This window comes from Aquabacter albus (assembly GCF_040049275.1).
Lineage (GTDB): Bacteria > Pseudomonadota > Alphaproteobacteria > Rhizobiales > Xanthobacteraceae > Aquabacter.
In genome coordinates, this window is the sequence record NZ_JBDZDT010000005.1 from 554,988 (window position 1) to 573,354 (window position 18,367).

General features: G+C 65.9%; 14 protein-coding genes. 3 read left to right on the plus strand and 11 right to left on the minus strand.

Going from position 1 to position 18,367, the window contains the following annotated elements; translation table 11 throughout:
- The first annotated feature begins 126 nt into the window (after positions 1 to 126).
- Positions 127 to 972 carry a pantoate--beta-alanine ligase gene (gene panC, locus ABLE91_RS15395; RefSeq protein ID WP_348931972.1) on the plus strand — a complete coding sequence of 282 codons (846 nt, stop codon included), beginning with the start codon at positions 127 to 129 and terminating at the stop codon, positions 970 to 972.
- Between the two features lie 4 nt (positions 973 to 976).
- On the opposite strand, the gene ABLE91_RS15400 is transcribed toward panC, so the two are convergent.
- Positions 977 to 1,171 carry a hypothetical protein gene (locus ABLE91_RS15400; RefSeq protein ID WP_348931975.1) on the minus strand — a complete coding sequence of 65 codons (195 nt, stop codon included), beginning with the start codon at positions 1,169 to 1,171 and terminating at the stop codon, positions 977 to 979.
- Positions 1,172 to 1,379: 208 nt separating this feature from the next.
- Between ABLE91_RS15400 and ABLE91_RS15405 the strand changes: the two genes are divergently transcribed.
- Positions 1,380 to 4,037 carry a bifunctional diguanylate cyclase/phosphodiesterase gene (locus ABLE91_RS15405; protein WP_348931977.1) on the plus strand — a complete coding sequence of 886 codons (2,658 nt, stop codon included), beginning with the start codon at positions 1,380 to 1,382 and terminating at the stop codon, positions 4,035 to 4,037.
- 69 nt (positions 4,038 to 4,106) lie between these two features.
- On the opposite strand, the gene ABLE91_RS15410 is transcribed toward ABLE91_RS15405, so the two are convergent.
- The 4 genes from ABLE91_RS15410 to ABLE91_RS15425 all read right to left on the minus strand — a co-directional run bounded on the left by ABLE91_RS15410 (position 4,107) and on the right by ABLE91_RS15425 (position 8,719).
- Positions 4,107 to 4,883: an amino acid ABC transporter ATP-binding protein gene (locus ABLE91_RS15410; protein WP_348931978.1), complete on the minus strand. Its 777-nt coding sequence runs from the start codon at positions 4,881 to 4,883 to the stop codon at positions 4,107 to 4,109.
- Between the two features lie 11 nt (positions 4,884 to 4,894).
- Positions 4,895 to 6,274, minus strand: a complete 1,380-nt coding sequence (locus ABLE91_RS15415) for an amino acid ABC transporter permease (protein ID WP_510181954.1) — start codon at positions 6,272 to 6,274, stop codon at positions 4,895 to 4,897.
- A gap of 10 nt (positions 6,275 to 6,284) precedes the next feature.
- The gene (locus ABLE91_RS15420) at positions 6,285 to 7,574 is read right to left on the minus strand and encodes an amino acid ABC transporter permease (RefSeq protein WP_348931981.1); all 1,290 of its coding nucleotides are present in this window, start codon (positions 7,572 to 7,574) and stop codon (positions 6,285 to 6,287) included.
- Positions 7,575 to 7,699: 125 nt separating this feature from the next.
- Positions 7,700 to 8,719, minus strand: coding sequence for an amino acid ABC transporter substrate-binding protein (locus tag ABLE91_RS15425; RefSeq protein ID WP_510181955.1), 1,020 nt, complete (start codon positions 8,717 to 8,719; stop codon positions 7,700 to 7,702).
- A gap of 167 nt (positions 8,720 to 8,886) precedes the next feature.
- On the opposite strand from ABLE91_RS15425, the gene metC reads away from it, so the two are divergent.
- On the plus strand, positions 8,887 to 10,068 hold the full coding sequence (metC, locus tag ABLE91_RS15430) for a cystathionine beta-lyase (protein WP_348931984.1): 1,182 nt from the start codon (positions 8,887 to 8,889) through the stop codon (positions 10,066 to 10,068).
- Positions 10,069 to 10,120: 52 nt separating this feature from the next.
- On the opposite strand, the gene ABLE91_RS15435 is transcribed toward metC, so the two are convergent.
- From ABLE91_RS15435 to ABLE91_RS15460, 6 genes are all read right to left on the minus strand, one after another.
- Positions 10,121 to 10,453 (minus strand): lipid-A-disaccharide synthase N-terminal domain-containing protein, encoded by a 333-nt coding sequence (locus tag ABLE91_RS15435; protein WP_348931986.1) that lies wholly within the window; start codon positions 10,451 to 10,453, stop codon positions 10,121 to 10,123.
- Positions 10,443 to 11,201 (minus strand): glycosyltransferase family 2 protein, encoded by a 759-nt coding sequence (locus ABLE91_RS15440; protein WP_348931987.1) that lies wholly within the window; start codon positions 11,199 to 11,201, stop codon positions 10,443 to 10,445. Before ABLE91_RS15440 ends, ABLE91_RS15435 begins: the two co-directional genes overlap by 11 nt.
- Entirely contained in the window at positions 11,198 to 12,073 is an 876-nt protein-coding gene (locus tag ABLE91_RS15445) for a phosphatase PAP2 family protein (protein WP_348931989.1), read from the minus strand. The genes ABLE91_RS15440 and ABLE91_RS15445 overlap by 4 nt, the downstream gene beginning before the upstream one ends.
- Positions 12,070 to 13,758, minus strand: a complete 1,689-nt coding sequence (locus tag ABLE91_RS15450) for an ArnT family glycosyltransferase (RefSeq protein WP_348931990.1) — start codon at positions 13,756 to 13,758, stop codon at positions 12,070 to 12,072. Before ABLE91_RS15450 ends, ABLE91_RS15445 begins: the two co-directional genes overlap by 4 nt.
- Positions 13,759 to 14,801: 1,043 nt before the next feature.
- Positions 14,802 to 14,990, minus strand: a complete 189-nt coding sequence (gene hemP, locus ABLE91_RS15455) for a hemin uptake protein HemP (RefSeq protein ID WP_348931992.1) — start codon at positions 14,988 to 14,990, stop codon at positions 14,802 to 14,804.
- Positions 14,991 to 15,240: 250 nt separating this feature from the next.
- Positions 15,241 to 18,366, minus strand: coding sequence for an efflux RND transporter permease subunit (locus ABLE91_RS15460; RefSeq protein ID WP_348931994.1), 3,126 nt, complete (start codon positions 18,364 to 18,366; stop codon positions 15,241 to 15,243).
- Between the last annotated feature and the right edge of the window lies 1 nt (position 18,367).

Sequence of the window (18,367 nt, forward strand, 5' to 3'; positions counted from 1 at the left end):
TGGCGGCAAGATAAGGCCCCGCGCCTTTCGCACAAGGTCCAGGCTTCGCCTCTCCCGCCCGGCTGCATCCTTTCCTCCGGGCGCGGAGGGCTTTAGGTTCCGCGGCGAACGGGCCGGGAGATAAAAATGGGACAAACGCCGAAGGTGGTGGAAACAGTTGCCGCGCTGCGCGAGGAGACCGCGCGCTACCGCGCCGAGGGGTCCAAGCTCGCCATCGTCCCCACCATGGGCGCCCTTCACGAGGGGCATATCGCGCTGGTGAAGCAGGCCAAGGCGCTGGCCCGGCGCGTGGTGGTCTCCATCTTCGTCAATCCCACGCAATTTGCCCCAAACGAGGACTTTTCCCGCTATCCCCGCACCCTGGAGCGGGACCTTGCCCTCCTCTCGGAGGTGGACGCGGACCTCGTCTATCTGCCTTCGGCGGCGGAGATGTATCCGGAGGGCTTTGCCACGCGCATCGCGCTGTCGGGGCCGGCCGAGGGCCTGGAGAGCGATTTCCGCCCGCACTTCTTCTCCGGTGTCGCCATCGTGGTGGCGAAGCTGTTTCTCCAGAGCGAGGCGGACTTCGCCCTGTTCGGAGAGAAGGACTACCAGCAGTTGAAGGTGGTGACCCGCATGGCCCGGGACCTTGATCTGAAGATCGAGGTGGTGCCGCTGCCCACGGTGCGCGAGCCGGACGGCCTCGCCCTCTCTTCCCGCAATCGCTATCTCACTCCGGAGGAGCGCGCCGTCGCCCCCGTCATCAGCCGCGCCCTGAACGCCGCCGCCGCCGCCATCCGTGCGGGGACGCAGCCGCAGGCGGCGGTGGAAGAAGCGCGGCAGACCATCGCAGCCGCCGGCCTGAACGTGGATTATGTGGAAGCGCGGCACGCAGAGACACTGGCGCCGCCCGAGGGCCTCGGTGAGCCCATACGGCTCCTGGCCGCCGCCTGGCTAGGCAAGACGCGGCTCATCGACAACATGCCGGCGTGAGGGGCTACACCGCGCCCAGATAGCTCACCGCAAAGCCGATGATCACGAGAATGACGCCGGCCAGCAGAATGGTGGCCACGCGGCCCGAATAGACGCCTTGCCGCGCCTGCGCGGCGGGCTTCACGGGCTCGCCCTGCGGCCCTTCGGCGTCGGGACCGTGGAATTCCCTTTCCTGGCGCCGCTCTTGAGGATCCTGCATCGCTTTCTCCTACGCACGCTAACGAAGAGAAAACGCTTGAGCCCGCAATCTGGTTCGCTTCCACCTTCGTGGGGTGGCATTATTTTGTTAGATCAACCGTGAGTAGAGCGGGGATGGTGACTAACTTGATACCTCTATTGACAGACTAGTCCTCAGCCCCATTGATGGAAGGCGCGATGTTCGCGCTGGGTCAGTCGAAAAAGTCCACATGAAGTTTAGCCAGGCAAAGTTGATTGTCGGAGCGTCCGTCAGCCTTGCCCTGTTGCTGATGGCCAGTGCCATTCTTTATGTGTCTTACGACAAGCAATTTGCTCTCGAATACAACCGCACGCGCATCGAAAATGCGAGCGCGGTGCTCATGGAATTCGTGGGCAAAACAATCCTGGGCATCGACCGTGTCCTGACCGAGAGCAGCCGGGAGGTGATCTCCGTCGGCGATGGGCCCGCCAGGAGCCCGCTGGAGCGGAAATTCGCCGACTATGCCCTGGGCATCAACGGCCTTTCCGCCTTGTTCGCCTTGGACCCGGACGGGGCCGTGGTTGCAGGTTCGCGCATGCAACCCCTGCCCAACGCCAGGTTTTCCGATCGCTCCTATTTCATAAACGCGATGAATTCGCAGGAGAGCCGGCTCGTCATTTCCGAGACCATGATGAGCCGCGTGATGAACAAATGGCAGTTTTTCGCCAGCCGCCCGGTGATTGACGGCAACGGGAACAGGCTTGGTGTCATCACGGCCTCCATCGACACGGATCTGTTCCAGGAGGTCCTGGGCTCCTACCGGCCCGACCCGGACATCGTGATCGGACTGTTCACGACGGATTTTAAGCTGATCGCCCGCGCGCCCAGTGAAGCGTCCCAGTTCGGCATCTCCTTCGCATTGAGCAAGATCTTCCAGCAATTGCAGGCGTCCGGTGGCGACGAGGTCTCGATGATCGCGCCCGGCTATATCAGCGGAATCGAGCGCTTCAGCGTCGTCAAGAAGGTGCCGGAGCTGCCGCTCATCCTCACGGTCTCGGTGCCAACCGAGCGTCTCTATGCGCAATGGAGCGCGCATAGCCGCCTGCTGCTATCGCTCGCGGGCGGGATGAGTGCCTTCATCGTCTTTGCCGGGGTCGCGGGCGCACGCAGCATCCGCCGGCAGGAGGAGACGTCCTCCCTCCTCGACACCATGTTCACCCAGACCCCGGCCTGCATCGCCCTCGCCGGCAGCGGCGGCACCCTCATCAAGTGCAACGACAATTGGACCGCATTGAACGACCTGTTCGACGTCCCTGCCGACATCCGCGGCGACGTCTTCCAGACGCTCCGGCATGCGGTCCGGCAAAGCGGCGACAGCGGGCTGACCAAGGGCCGCAAGAAGGCGCTGCACGACATCAACGCGGTCACGGCGGGCGCCAAGGACAACGGGGTGCTGGAGCTGCGATGCGTCCACGAGGACGCCGACCGCTACTTCACCGTCAATATCAGCCGCTTCGCCCTCGTCGCCGGCCGCGAGGCCAGGGGCTTTGCCGTCCTCGTGGTGGACATCTCCAAGCAGCGGGCGCTGGAGCTGCGCCTGCGCTCCCAGCTTGTGATGGATTCCCAGACCGGGCTCGCCAATCGCGAAGGCTTCCTTGCCGCCCTCGCGGCCCTGATCCCCAATGCCGTCGGCGAGGATTGCCTGTTCGTGTTCGACATTGTGGGCCTTGCGGAGCTGAAGGAGATCCGCGGCTTCGACGTCAGCGACGAAGCCTTCTCCGCGGTGGGCGCGAAGGTGGGAGCGCTGGCGGACCTCGGCTGCATCGCCGGGCGCATCGACAGCGAGAAATTCTGTGTCTTCATGCCCGGCGCCGCAAATGGCGCCACCCCGGCAGAGCGCCTCCAGAACCTGGTGCGGCATGTCGCCCACGAGTATCGCCTCAGCGGGCACACCTTCAACGTGCGCATGACGGTCGGCGGCGCCCGGGTCGCGGATGTGGGGCAGGATGCGGAGAAGCTCGTCCAGGCGGCCGAGATCGCGCACGGCCTCGCGCGTCGCCGGGGGCCAGCCTCCTCCGCCTTCTTCAACGCCAAGATCGAGGCGGACGCCCACGAGCGGGTCCGCCTCTACGAGTCGCTCCAGAAGGGCATCGCCGACCAGGAATTCGAGCTGGAGTTCCAGCCCAAGGTGGACCTCGCCACCGGCGCGGTGGTCGGTGCCGAGGCGCTGGTGCGGTGGCGCCATCCCATCTTCGGCCTCCAGCCGCCATCCAGCTTCATCCCCATGGCGGAGGAGAGCGGGCTCATCGTGCCCATCGGCGACTGGGTGATGCGCGATGTGATGCGGATGCTGGCCTCCTGGCCTCAGACGGGCGAAGGCCCGGTCCCCATCTCCATCAATGTCTCGCCCGCCCAGTTCGACCGGGAGAATGTAGATATCGCGCTCGCGGACCATCTGCGGCGCTATGGAATAAAGCCGGACCTCGTGGTGATCGAGCTCACGGAATCCGTGTTCAGCCTTCACCTTGAGGAGACCGTCGCCAAGATCAACCGCATCCGCGAGACGGGCGTGCGCGTCTCGCTGGACGATTTCGGCACCGGCTATTCCTCGCTGAGCTACCTGAACCTGATGAATTTCGACGAGCTGAAGGTGGATGGCTCGTTCGTGCGGAAGATCACGTCCGACATCGTCTCCCGGTCCATCGTCGAGATGACCCTGGGCCTTGCCCGCACGCTCAACGTCTCGGTGACGGCGGAAGGCATCGAGACGGAGGAGCAGCGGCAGGCGCTCATGTCCATGGGGTGCCGCTCGGGACAGGGCTTCCTGTTCTCGACCTCCCTGCCCGCGGCCGAACTCCAGGCCGTCGTCCAGGAGCAGCGCCGGCTGCTGCCGCATCTCCCTCTGTGAGGGCGGGGCGCATCGCAGGCGCCATCGCCGTCCCCTCCCCCGCAACCGGGAGAGGGAGTCCACTTGGGATCAATGCAGAATCTGCGAGAGGAACAGGCGCGTGCGCTCGTGCTGGGGGTTCGAGAAGAAGGCCTCGGGCTCGTTCATCTCGATGATCTGGCCCGCATCCATGAAGATCACCCGGTCCGCCACCTGACGGGCGAAGCCCATCTCGTGGGTCACGCACAGCATGGTCATGCCCTCGTGGGCGAGCGAGACCATGGTGTCGAGCACCTCCTTCACCATTTCCGGGTCGAGGGCGGAGGTGGGCTCGTCGAACAGCATGATGCGCGGGCGCATGCAGAGCGCGCGGGCGATGGCGACGCGCTGCTGCTGACCGCCCGAGAGCTGGCCGGGATATTTGAGCGCCTGCTCGGGGATCTTCACCTTGGTGAGGAAGTGCATGGCCACCTCCTCCGCCTCCTTCTTGGGCATCTTGCGCACCCACATGGGCGCGAGCGTGCAGTTCTCCAGGATGGTGAGGTGCGGGAACAGGTTGAAGTGCTGGAACACCATGCCCACCTCGCGGCGCACCTCGTCGATGCGCTTCAGGTCGTTGGTGAGCTCGATATTGTCGACGATGATCCGGCCCTTCTGGTGCTCCTCCAGCCGGTTGATGCAGCGGATCATGGTGGATTTGCCGGAGCCGGACGGCCCGCACACCACGATGCGCTCGCCGCGCTTCACCGAGAGGTTGATGTCGCGCAGCACGTGGAAGTCGCCGTACCACTTGTTCACGCTGATCAGCTCGACCGCATATTCGGCGCCGGGGGAGCTTGCGGCCTGTGTCTGGGTTTGCGGGGTCATGGGTCGCTCCCTCAATGACGGTTGCTGCGGTCGAGGCGCTTTTCCAGCGCCATCGAGTAACGGGACATGCCGTAGCAGAAGACGAAATAGACGATGCCGGCAAAGCCGAAGCCGGTGAAGAGCGTGGTGGGCGTCGCCCAGGCCGGGTCGGTGAAGGAGGCCCGCAGGATGCCGAGCAGGTCGAAGATCGAGACGATCAGCACCAGGGTCGTATCCTTGAACAAGCCGATGAAGTTGTTGACGATGCCGGGGATCACCAGCTTCAGCGCCTGGGGCAGCACCACGAGGCGCATCATCAGGCCGGACCTCAGCCCCAATGCCTGCGCCCCCTCATACTGCCCCTTCGGGATCGCCTGGAGCCCACCGCGCACCACTTCCGCCATGTAGGCGGACGCGAACAGTGCGACGCCCACCAGCGCCCGCAGCAGCCCGTCTATGGTGAAACGGCCGGGCAGGAACAGCGGCAGCATGTAGGTGGCGAAGAACAGCACCGTGATGAGCGGCACGCCGCGCCAGAACTCGATGAAGATGATGGAGGAATATTTCACCAGCGGCAGCTCGGAGCGCCGCCCGAGCGCCAGGAGGATGCCCAGCGGCAGGGAGGCGACGATGCCGGTGACCGCGATCACCAGCGTCACCAGAAGCCCGCCCCATTGCCGGGTCTCCACCTGCCGGAGGCCGAAATCGATATCCACGAACAGCAGCACGCCGCCCAGCACGGCGAACGTCTTCGCGATGCCGAGCGCCACGCCCCTGCGCTCCCCGCCGAAGAATGGGCAGACCAGCATGGCGATGCCCACGCAGATGGCCGCGACGATGAGGAATTGCAGCCAGAACGTTCCCCGGAGCCCGCCGGCCGCTCCGGTGATGCCGAAATCGAGGCCGAACGAGCCCAGAAGGAAGTTGCGCATGTCCAGGTCGCCGCCGGTCAGCAGCACGAAGGACAGCAGCGGATAGAGGCCGAAGAAGGCGAGCGCGTTCGTGCGCTTGTACGGCACGCGGGGAAACAGCAGCGGCACCAGCAGGACGATGCCGAGGATGTAGACGATGTTCACCCGCCAGCGCTCTTCGGCCGGATAGAAGCCATAGAGGATCTGGTTGAACTTGGCGGCGATGAAGGGCCAGCAGGCGCCGACGGGGCGCCCCACATTCTCCGGCAGGCAGGCCTCGCGGCCGCTGCCGGTCCAGACCGCGTCGGTGATGAAGAACTTCACCATGGGCGGCACCACCGCCCAGACCACCAGGATGCCGAACACAGTGAGAAGCACCTGGCCGACCGAGCCGAACAGGTGCGCGCGGGCCCAGCCGAAGATGCCGCGGGTGGAGACGGGCGCCGGCTCCTGCGGGCGCAGGTCCTTGGGGGCGACGTAGGAAACGGTGCGGGCGTCCATCATTGCCTCCTCACCGTTCCACAAGCGCGACGCGCTTGTTGTACCAGCTCATGACGATCGAGGTGAAAATCGAGATGGCGAGGTAGACCGCCATGGTGAGGGCGATGATCTCGATGGCCTGGCCGGTCTGGTTCAGCGTGGTGCCGGCGAACACCGCGAACAGGTCCGGGTAGCCCACCGCGACGCCCAGCGTCGAGTTCTTGGTGATGTTCAGATACTGGCTGGTGAGCGGCGGCACGATCACCCGCATGGCCTGGGGAATGACCACCAGCCGCAAGGTCGGCCCGGACCTGAGCCCAAGGGAATGCGCCGCCTCCGTCTGCCCCTTCGAAACCGCCAGGATGCCGGCGCGCACGATCTCGGCGATGAAGCCCGCCGTATAGATGGACAGCGCCACCACGAGCGAGACGAATTCGGGGATCACCCGGATGCCGCCCGCGAAGTTGAAGCCGCGCAGTTCCGGCTTCTCGAAGCTCACCGGCCAGCCTAGCACGAAGCCGGCGATGACCGCCGGCACGACGATGAGGCCGAGCCCCACCCAGAAGGAGGGGAATTGCTGTCCGGTCTTCTCCTGCCGCCGCCGCGCCCAGCGCGAGACGAGGAAGGCAGCGACGATGCCGGCGACGAAGATGCCGAAGACGATGGAGAAATCCGCCTCGAACAGCGGGCGCGGCACCACGAGGCCGCGATTTGAGAGGAAGACGCTAGGCCCGGAGACATCCCCCGCCAGCGACTTGAGCATGTCCGCCAGGGGCGCGAGGCCGAGGCCCGCCGCCGCGTTCGACAGCCAGGTCAGGAGCGGCTGGAGGCCGAAGCCCCAGCTCTGGCGCGGGTTCGGCATGGTGGAGAGCACGGCGAGGTACCAGAACAGGATCTGGAACAGCGGCGGCAGGTTGCGCGTAACCTCCACATAGGCGGAGGCGAGCAGCTTGATCACCACATTCTTGGAGAGCCGCGCCACGCCCACCAGGAAGCCGATGATGGTGGCGAGGATGATGCCCAGCACCGCCACGAGGAGCGTGTTCAGCAGCCCCACCAGGAAGGCGCGGCCATAGCTCATGGATTCCGAATAGGGAATGAGCGTCTGGGTGATGCCGAAGCCGGCGGAATTGTCGAGGAAGCCGAAGCCCGAGGCGATGCCCTGGCGGGCGAGGTTGGCCTGCGCGTTGGCGAAGAACGACCACGCCATCCAGACGAGCGCGATGGCAAGGGTGATCTGGATCACCGCGGACCTCAGGGCCGGGTCGGTCCACGACCATCGGCGCGCCGGAGCAGGCTCCGACCAACGAGCGTCTGTCATAAGCCCCTCAATCCCACAGGGCTCTTGCGGCCCTTTTTCGTTACGCGAATACGAACGGTGCCCCCGCGGCCGGCCGATACGCCAGAAAAAAGGCCCGGCGCCATGAGGCGCCGGGCCCGGTCACGTCAGCGGACCGGCATGCCGTATTGCACGCCACCCTTGTTCCACAGCTTGTTCAGGCCGCGGTCGATATTGAGCGGGGTCGAGGGGCCGAGATTGCGGTCGAACACCTCGCCGTAATTGCCCACCAGCTTGACGATGCGGGCAACCCAGTCGTTGGAGATGCCGACGGCCTCGCCGAACTTGCCGTCGGTGCCGAGCAGGCGCTTGATCTCCGGGTTGGGAGAGGAGGCCATCTGGTCGACATTCTTGGAGTTGACGCCCAGCTCTTCCGCGTCGAGCAGCGCGAAATAGGTCCACTTCACGAGGTCGAACCACTGGTCGTCGCCATGGCGCACCAACGGGCCGAGGGGCTCCTTGGAGATGACGTCGGGCAGAACCACGTGGTCGGAGGCATTGGTGAGTTTCAGACGCACGGCATAAAGCTGCGACTGGTCGGAGGTGAAGGCGTCGCACCGGCCGGAATCATAGGCCTTGATGGTCTCGTCGATGGTGGCGAACGCGATCAGCTCGTACTTCAGATTGTTGGTGCGGAAGTAGTCGCCGACATTCAGCTCGTTGGTGGTGCCGGTCTGAACGCAGATGGAGGCGCCGTTGAGCTCCGACACCGACTTCAGGTTGAGCGACTTGCGCACCATGAAGCCTTGGCCGTCATAATACATGACGCCGATGAAGTTGAAGCCGAGCGTCGTGTCGCGCGACATGGTCCAGGTGGTGTTGCGCGAGAGCACGTCGATGGCGCCCGACTGGAGCGCGGTGAAGCGGTCCTTCGCCGAGAGCGGCGAGAACTTCACTTTGCTGGCATCGTTGAAGATCGCGGCCGCGACGGCGCGGCAGAAATCCACGTCGAGCCCGGTCCAATTGCCCTTGTCGTCAGGGTTGGAGAAGCCGGGCAGGCCCTGGGAAACGCCGCAATTGAGCGCGCCCCTGGCTTTTACGTCGTCGAGGGTGCCGGCGCCGGCCGCGCCGACGCCCAGCGCGAGCATTCCGGCAGCAAGCAGGATGCGTTTGAAGGAAGGTCCCATCTGTCTTCGCTCCCAGGCCAGTCCGGACGAACCCCCAACCCGATCCCGTGGCGGGATCGACGCCGTCATCCGGGACGTCGTATGGATGTATCTCAGTCCGTTGCGGGCGGGTGGTCAATAGCTCGCCCAACGTTTGGGCATACAACCATCGTTACCCGGAGCTCAGGATGAAATCCCCCTCCCCCGAAGCAAGTTTCGCGCCGGCCACCGAAGTGGTGCGTCTGGGCCGCGACCCGTTCCGCTTCGATGGCTTCGTGAACCCCCCGGTGGTACGCGGCTCCACCGTGCTTTCACCGACTTATGAAGACCTCGTCGGCCATACCGGCCGCTACAGCTACGGGCGCCGGGGCAATCCCACGAGCGAGGCGCTGGAGGGCGCCCTCTCCGCCCTTGAGGGCGCCGACGGCACCGTGCTCACCCCCTCCGGCCTGTCCGCCGTTTCCACCGCTTTGCTCTCCGTGCTGAAGGCCGGCGATCATCTGCTTATGGTGGATACCGCCTACCGTCCCACCCGGCGCATCTGCGACACGGTGCTCTCCCGGCTCGGCATCGAGGTGACCTATTACGATCCTCTGGTGGGCGCGCAGATCGCCGGTCTCCTGAAGGAGAACACCAAAGCGATCTTCCTGGAATCGCCCGGCTCGCAATCCTTCGAGATGCAGGACGTGCCGGCCATCGCCCGCGTCGCCCGCGAACGCGGCATCACCACGCTCATCGACAACACCTGGGCGACGCCTATCTATTTCAAGCCGCTGGACCACGGCATCGACATCTCCATCATGGCGGGGACGAAATATCTCTCCGGCCATGCCGATCTCAATATCGGCACCATCGCCGCCAGGGGCCCGGCCTGGAAGAAGGTGCTGGAGACCCACGGCGACCTCGGCCTGTGCGTGAGCCCGGACGATGCGGCGCTCGGCGCGCGCGGCCTGCGCACGCTGGTGGTGCGGCTGGAGCGGCACTGGCGCTCGGGGCTGGCGGTGGCGCAATGGCTGCGGAACCAGCCCCAGGTCTCGCGCGTGCTGCACCCGGCCATGGACGGGGATCCGGGCTACGACATCTGGAGGCGCGACTTTTCCGGTGCCTGCGGCCTGTTCGGCGCCATCCTGAAGCCGGTGCCGGAGCGCGCGGTGGCCGCCTTCTTCGATTCCCTCGCGCTGTTCGGCATGGGCTATTCGTGGGGCGGCTTCGAAAGCCTCATCATCCCCTTCGACTGCACGGACTACCGCACGGCGACCACGTGGAATGTGGAAGGCCCGGCCATCCGCCTGCATGTGGGGCTGGAGGAGCCGGAGGACCTGATCGCCGACCTCGCACGCGGATTCGAGAGGATGGGCGCGGCCGCCTGATGCCCTACTCCCTCCTGGCCGGGCTCGGGCCCGGCCAGGAGGTTGAGGTGAGCTATGCCGCTTCCTTCTCGCGCCTGCGCTCCCGGAGAGCGAACTGCAGGTTGCGGATATAGATGAAGGTGGAGAGGGCCTGCCCGGCAATGAAGACCGGGTCGCGCCGGTAGAGCGCATAGACCAGGAGCAGCGTGCCGCCGCCCAGGGAGAAGGTCCAGAAAGCGAAGGGAATCACGGTCTTGCCCGCCCGCTCGCTCGCGATCCATTGCACCACGAAGCGCATGGTGAAGGCGATCTGTGCGACGAAGCCCAGGATCACCCACCAGTCGAGCTGGTTGATGAAGACGTCGTGGAGATAATCCCCGACGAGATGGGCGAGATCAACGAGCATCCGGATAGACCTTCACCACCTTGGGAACATTGCGCCGCCGCGTCAGCCACCACACGCCCAGCATGTCGCCGATGCCGACCCAGAGCCGATTCCAGAAACCGTATTTCGACGTGCCGTGCCAGCGCGCCCGGTCGACCACCGGAAAGGTGAGCACCTCGTAGCCCTCGCGGCCCACGAGAGCAGGCGTGAAGCGGTGGACCGCATCGAAATGCGGCAGGCGAAGATAGACGTCGCGCTTCACCACCTTCAGGCCGCAGCCCGTATCCTTCGTGCCGTCGCGCAGCATGAAGCCGCGCACCGCATTGGCAAGGCGCGACTGGAAGCGCTTGAAGGTCGTGTCCTTGCGGCCCTGGCGCTCGCCCTGGACCATGCCGGCGGAGACCCCGCCTTCATCCAAAAGGCGCACCATGGGCGGCAGATAGGCCGGGTTGTTCTGGCCGTCGCCGTCCAGCAGCAGCAGGATCTCGCCCTCCGCCGCCCAGGCGCCGGTGGCGACCGCCGCCGATTTCCCACAGGACTGGCCGTGGGTGAGGACGCGCATATAGGGACGGCGCGCTGCCGCCTTCACCAGTTCCTCGGCGGTGCCGTCGCTGGAGCCGTCATCCACGAAGATCAGCTCGAACGACCCGGCCGGCAGAGCCTGGTCGATCTCCTCGATCAGGGGCGCAATATTCTCGGCTTCGTCCCGCACCGCGATGACGACGGAAAGGCGCGCCGCAACGGGTGCGCCGGGAGCAGCAAGGTTCAAGGTCTAGCCTCTTTAAGGGCGTGCTCCGGAGCGGACGGCGGGACGAGGCGCGCAAGGCGCCGGGGCGTCGGCCCGGGCTTGGGGGAGATGGCGCCGTCGGCGGCCACCGAGAAAACAAGGCGCCGCGCCGCGAACACCTTCACCATGGCGAGCGTGAAGCCGGCCGCGATGGCGCCGCCGGCCAGCACGTCGCTGGGATAATGGGAGCCGAGCACGACGCGCGAGGAGGCGACCAGGACCGCAAGCGCGATGAGGATGGCCCGCGCGCGTGGGAACAGCGCCGCAAAGGCGACCGCGCTGGCGAAGACGATGGCGCTGTGGCCGGAGGGAAAACTGGCATAGCCGGACTTCATGGCGAGCCAGTCGAAGGTGAGCTGCGCGTTCGGGCCGGAAAGATGCACCATTACATAAGGGCGCGCCCGGCCCAGCACGTACTTCATCACCAGGACGAGAAGGCCCGCGCCGGCAACGGAGATGAACAGGAAGCCGAGCCGGGCCGCGGTGGCAGCGGCGATGCGGCGGCCCATGTCATCGAGCCGGGGCGTCAGGCCCAGCACCAAAAGAAGGCAGAGGCCGACGGGCCAGAGCACCACGCCGCCGAGCCCGAGATCGGTGATGCGCTCGAAGAAGTGCACCACGCCGAGCGGCAGCGAGAGCCGGAGGCCCGGCACCAGGGGATCCAGCAGGATCATGGAGGCGGCGACGAGGCTCGCAATCAGGATGGAGAGCGAGAGGAACTCGACCACGCCCGCCATGCCGATGCGCGGACGCACGCCGCGCGCGGGGCGCCGCCACAGATAGGCCCACGCCGCCGCAAGCCCCGTGAGCGCGGCGGTCACACTGGCACCGATGCTGGCGGCGCGGCTCGTCAACGGGTCGCCTCCTGCGGCCGGAACACGGTGATCACGACATTTCGCCCGCCATTATAGGTGAAGCCAGAAATGCTCGATGTCGCCTTATACCGCAGGCCGATCTCCCGCGCGCGCTGCTCGAACAGGGGCACGAAACTGGAGCCGACAAAGGCCATGGTGCAGCCGCCCTGCTTCAGGAGGTCGGCGGCCTGGACGGGATCGGTGAAGCGCAGGTCCGTGCCCACTAGGAAGGCAAGGCTCGGCTCCTGATAGGGAACGGTGGCGATATTGGAGGCGGGGCAGCCGCTTTCCCGGGCGATTTCCGCCAGACGCTGCGAGATCCACACGGAGCGCATCTGCGGCAGCAGGAACTGGTAGACGCCGATATAAAGCAGCAGCGCGCCGCACACGGCGGTGACGAATGCCGCCTCCGGCCCCACGGCGCGGAAGCGAATTGCCGCGATGAAGAGGACGTACAAGGACGCGGCGAGGAACGGCACGGCCGCCACCCCATAGGCCCACGGCCCGCCGAACCAGACGAACCCGGCCGCCATCACGCCCATGATCGCCAGGCCGAGGAAGAACCACAGCCCGCGCAGGTCGCCGAGCCGGCGGCCGACGGCCGCGACGGCGCCGCGCTCCACCGCCAGAGCGGTGAGGATGGCGAGGCCCGGATAAAGCGGCAAAACGTAATGCGGGAGCTTGGTGACGGCGATCTCGAACACCAGCCAGCTCGGCACGACCAGCGCCAGGAGGAATTTCACCCCCCGCTCCCGCCGGTTGCGCCAGGCGAACGGCACGGCCATGGCCACCAGTACAATCGCCGGCCAGAAGGTGCCCCAGGCGGCCAGGAGATAGGTGCCCGGCGGCCCCCAATGGCCCTCCGCCCCTTCTGCCACCTTGCCCAGCATGTCCACGCCCACCGCATGCTCATAGAAGGCGCCGCCGGTGACGTAATAGATGGCGATGAACCAGGGCAGGCAGAGCAGCGCGCACCACAGAAGCCCCGGCAGCGGCATCAGCACGCGCATGAAGGCGGCGGAGCGGTCGGCGATGGCGAGGACGAGGATGGGCAAGCCCACGAACATGGGTGCCAGCGGCCCCTTCACCAGGATACCGGCGGCCATGGCGGTCCAGAACAGAGCGGCAAGGCCGATCTCGCCCTTTGCGGGCAGCGGGCGGGACATATAGGCCCGCGCCAGCGCACCCATGGAGGCGAGCGTGGTGAAGAGAAGGACCGCATCGGTCTTGGCGAGGCGCGCCTCGACGCCCAAGAGGACGCAGCTCGCCATCATCAGCCCGGCCAGCAGGGCGCCGCGCCGGGAAACGAAGGAGAGCGCGGTCCAATAGGTGAGCAGCACGGCGCCGATGGCCGCGAGCAGCGAGGGGATGCGATAGAAGAAGATGGTGGTCAGCGCGGACGGGCCGACCACGGCCTCTGCGGAGGCGACGCTGGCCGATTGCAGCCAATAGATGCCCACGGGCTTCTTGTGCCGCGCCTGCTCCTTATAGCGGATGTCCACGAAGTTCCTGCTTTCGAGCATCTGCTTGGTGGCCTGCGAGAAGCGGGCCTCGTCGCGGTCGATGGGCGAGAGGGTGAAGATGCCGGGCAGGAAGGCGATGAGCGCAACCACAACAAGCAGGAAGCTCGCACGGGCGTGGCTGGCGCTGGCAAGGTCCAAGCCGCGCACGACGTGATCCGGCAAGGACAGGCTTGATGCCGTGCGTCCACTGCCGGCGGGCTCGGAAAGGGCCATGCGTAAGTTCGGGTCCGGTCTGTTTTGGGCGCGGGACAATAGCAGAAACGCCCCGCGCGGATAGATGCCTTCCCGGAACGGCCCGCTCCGCTCCCGGCGGGACGGGACAACTGGCGATGGAGCTGGGCGGAAAGATGGCGGAGGGCCTGGATTTGGCCAGCGCCCCTACCCCCGCCGTTCCCGGCGGGGTGGAGGGATGCGGGAGCGGTCGGCACGCCGGCAGGCATGCCTTGGGAGTACAGGTGACGTCGGAGCCGGTGCTCCGTCCGCTCCCGCGCGGGGATTTATGGCGTGTCGGCTGCGCCGCGTGGGTGGATTACGGTTCTCCCATCACGACCGGACGAACCAGTTCCGGATCGGTGCGCAGACCCCTTCGGCCTCCTTTCTCGCCCGGCGGAGTGCGTTACTCCCCACCGGGTCGGACACCCGCTGCCCTGCACCACCCGTCAGGCCGCTCCGGACGCGCCCCTCCTTGGTGCAAGGTGAGGGGATCATAGCAAGGGGTTCACACAGAAAGGAATATAGTCCTTAGGATTATTTTCTCTCAACCTCTCCGCTTCTTCTCAGCCGTCATGCCCGGGCTTGTCCCGGGCATCCACGCCTCTCCCTTAAGCACCCACTCGGCGGAGCCCCGTGGATGGCCGGGTCAAGCCCGGCCATGACGGTGGTGTTGGCGGAGGGGCTGGGCACGAAAGCGGGATCCCCGGGGCGTCAAACCCGGAGATGACAGCCAATGAAGGGATAACGGCTCGCAGCGGCCCGTCCCCGCTCACACAGTCCGTCATGGCCGGGCTTGTCCCGGGCATCCACGCCTCTCCTTTAAGCGCCACCCAGCAGAGCAGCGTGGATGGACGGAACAAGCCCGTCCTTGACGGTGGTGTTGGCGGAGAAGGCGAGCATGAAAGAGAAATCCCCCGGGTCAGGCGCGGGGGTCACAGCGACGGAGACGACAACCGACGAAAATGAAAAGCACAGAGGCGCTCAGGCGCCCCTCACTTCGTCAAAATGAGCTTGTCCTGCGCGGTCAGCCGCAGCTGATAGACCTGGGAACCGTGGGCAATGGTGATGACCCGCGAGGAGGCGAACAGGTCGCGGCTGTCCATCTGCTCCTCGACCATGGGGATGACGCGGGCCTTGCTGTGCGATGACCATGCCGGGGCTCTGTGTTCATGCTTGGTCATTTGAACGACTCCAAATTAAAAAGGCCAGAAACATCCGCTTCGCCAAGCTCTCGACCTTGTTTAGAACAGTTCAATATTGTCTGTTCTTGCCATGAACATGAATTAATACACACGACTGTAAAAATCAACGCAGCCGGACGGCATCCTCTACGGTGGAGAAAATCCCCGATCACGCGAGCCGAAACGAAGCGGGCGCCGGCGAAGACCGCCGGCGCCCGTTCAAATGGCGTTCTGCGTCAATGCGGTCCCGCTATTCCGCGGGATGCGGCGCCGGGGTCGGCGCCTCGCCGCCCTTCTCATCGCCCGAGACCGCGCGGGAGACGATGCGGTCGAAGCGGTCGAGATACACGTAGATGACCGGCGTGATGTAGAGGGTAAGGAGTTGCGAAACCAGGAGGCCGCCCACCACGGCGATGCCCAGCGGCTGGCGTAGCTCGGCGCCCGCCCCGCCCCCCAGCGCGATGGGCAGCACGCCGAAGATGGCGGCGAGCGTCGTCATCATGATGGGACGGAAGCGCAGCAGGCACGCCTCGCGGATCGCCTCCACCGCGTCAGCGCCCTGGCGTCGTCGCTCCAGCGCGAAGTCGATCATCATGATCGCGTTCTTCTTCACGATGCCCACCAGCATGACGATGCCGATGAGGGCGATCACCGACAGCTCCACCTTGAACAGCATCAAGGTGAGCAGCGCGCCGATGCCGGCGGACGGCAGGCCGGAGAGGATGGTGATGGGGTGGACGAAGCTCTCATACAGGATGCCGAGCACGATATAGATCACCACCACCGCCGCGAGGATCAGCAAGGGCTGGTTCGACAGCGAATCCTGGAACACCTGGGCGGTGCCCTGGAAGCCGGTGGAGACGGTCGCCGGCAGGTTCGCGTCGCGCTGGGCCACGCCGATCGCCTCCACCGCCTGGCCCAGCGAGACGCCGGGGGCGAGGTTGAAGGAGATGGTCACCGCCGGCTGCTGCTGCTGATGGGCGATCTGGAGCGGGCCCACCGTGCGCCGGATGTCTGCCACGGTCTCCAGCGGCACCACCGCGCCGCTCGACGTGCGCAGATAGACCCGGCCGAGGTCGGCGGCATCCTGCTGGAAGCGCGGCTGGGCCTCCACGATGACGGCGTACTGGTTGGTGGGCGTGTAGAGGGTCGCCACCTGCCGGGTGCCGAACTGGGTGTAGAGCGCGTTGCGCAGCTGGTCCTCGGTGATGCCCAGCGCCGCCGCCTTGTCCTTCTCGAGGTCGATGGTGAGCTGCGGGTTGGTGATCTGCAGGTCGGAGGTCACGTCGCGCAGGCCGGGCAGATGGGAGAGGATCTCCTCCATCTTCGATGCGGCGGGGTAGAGCGCGGCGGAATCGGAGCTCTGGAGTGTGTACTGGTACTGGCTCTTGGAGGCGACGCCGCCGATATTGATGTTCTGCACCGGCTGGAAGAAGACCTTCACGCCGGGAAGCCTGGACACCCGCTTGCGCAATTCCTGGATGATCTGGAAGGCGCTCTGGTCGCGCTCGTCCTGGGGCTTCAGCGCGACGAACAGGCGGCCGCTATTGGTGGTCCGGCTGCTGCCGGTGGCGCCGGCGGTGGACACCACATAGGCAACGTTGGGATCGCCGCGCACGGCCGCCGCCACTTCCTTCTGGCGCTCCACCATGGCGTCGAACGAGATGTCCGTTGCCGCTTCCACCGTGCCGGTGATGAAGCCGGTGTCCTCGACGGGGAAGAAGCCCTTGGGCACCACCACATAGAGATAGCCGGCAAGGCCGACGGTGATGAACGTCACCACCAGCATGATCGGCCGGTGCCGGAGCACGAAGTCCAGGCTGTTGCGATAGCCGGCGAGCCACAGGTCGAACATGCGCTCGCTGGCGCGGAAGAAGACATTGGGCTTCTTGTGGTGGTCCACCGGCTTCAGCAAGCGCGCGCACAGCATGGGCGTGAGCGTCAGCGAGACGAAGCCGGACACCAGGATCGCGACGGAGATGGTGACCGCGAATTCGCGGAACACGCGCCCCACCACGCCGCCCATGAACAGGACGGGGATGAACACCGCCACCAGCGACAGGGTCATGGAGATGATGGTGAAGCCGATCTCCCGCGCGCCAATGATGGCCGCCTTGAACGGCTTCACGCCCATCTCGATGTGCCGGTAGATGTTCTCCAGCACCACGATGGCGTCGTCCACCACGAAGCCGACGCACAAGGTGAGCGCCAGCAGCGTCATGTTGTTGATGGAGAAGTTCAGCACCCACATGGCCGCGAAGGTGGCCACGATGGATAAGGGCAGCGCCAAAGACGGGATCAGCGTCGCCCGCACGTTGCGCAGGAACAGGAAGATCACCATCACCACGAGGACGATGGCTTCCATCAGCGTCTTCTGGACGTCGTGAACCGCGTCGCGAATGGAGACGGAGCGGTCGTTCAGCACCTCGATGTTCACCGCGCCGGGCACCTGGGCGCGGTACTGGGCGAGATGAGCGCGCACCTCGTCCACCACCGCCACCGTATTGGCGTCGGGCTGGCGCACCACGGCGAGCACGATGGAGCGGTCGTCATTGAACCAGCTCGCCACGCGCTCGTTCTCGACGCCGTCGGTTACCCGCGCGATCTCGTCGAGGCGCACCGGAGCGCCATTGCGCCACGCCACGACAATTCGGCGAAAGGGCTCGGCGGAGGCCTTCGCCGTTCCCATGTCGATGGTGAGGTTCTGCTTCGGGCCGGAAAGCTGGCCGATGGGGGTGTTGGAAGCGGCCGCCTCGATGGCGGTGCGGATATCCGCCGCCGAAATGTTGCGCACGCCAGCCGCCGCCGGATCCACCCGGACGCGCACGGCATATTTCTGGGTGCCGAAGATCTGCACCTGGGCGACGCCCGGAAGCTGGGAGATCTGCTGGCCGATGATGGTGTCGGCATATTCGTTCACCGACGAGAGCGGCAGCGTGTCCGAGGAGACCGCCAGAAGGATCACTGGCGCGTCCGCCGGATTGACCTTGCGGAAGCTCGGCGGCGTGGTCATCTCGTCAGGCAATTGCCGCTGCGCCACCGACAGGGCCGACTGCACGTCGAGCGCCGCATCGTCGATGTTGCGGGACAGGTCGAACTGGATGGTGATGGAGGTCGAGCCCTGGGTGCTCGACGAGGTGAGCGAGGTGATGCCCGAAATGGTGGAGAGCTGGCGCTCGATGACGGTGGCGACCGCCGAAGCCATGGTCTCCGGGCTCGCGCCGGGAAGGGTCGCGGTGATGTTGATGGTGGGAAAGTCCACCCGCGGCAGCGCCGCCACGGGCAGGAGCCGATAGGCGAACAGGCCCGCCACGATCAGCGAGAGCATCATGAGGCTCGTCATGACCGGGCGGCGGATGCACATTTCCGAGAACATG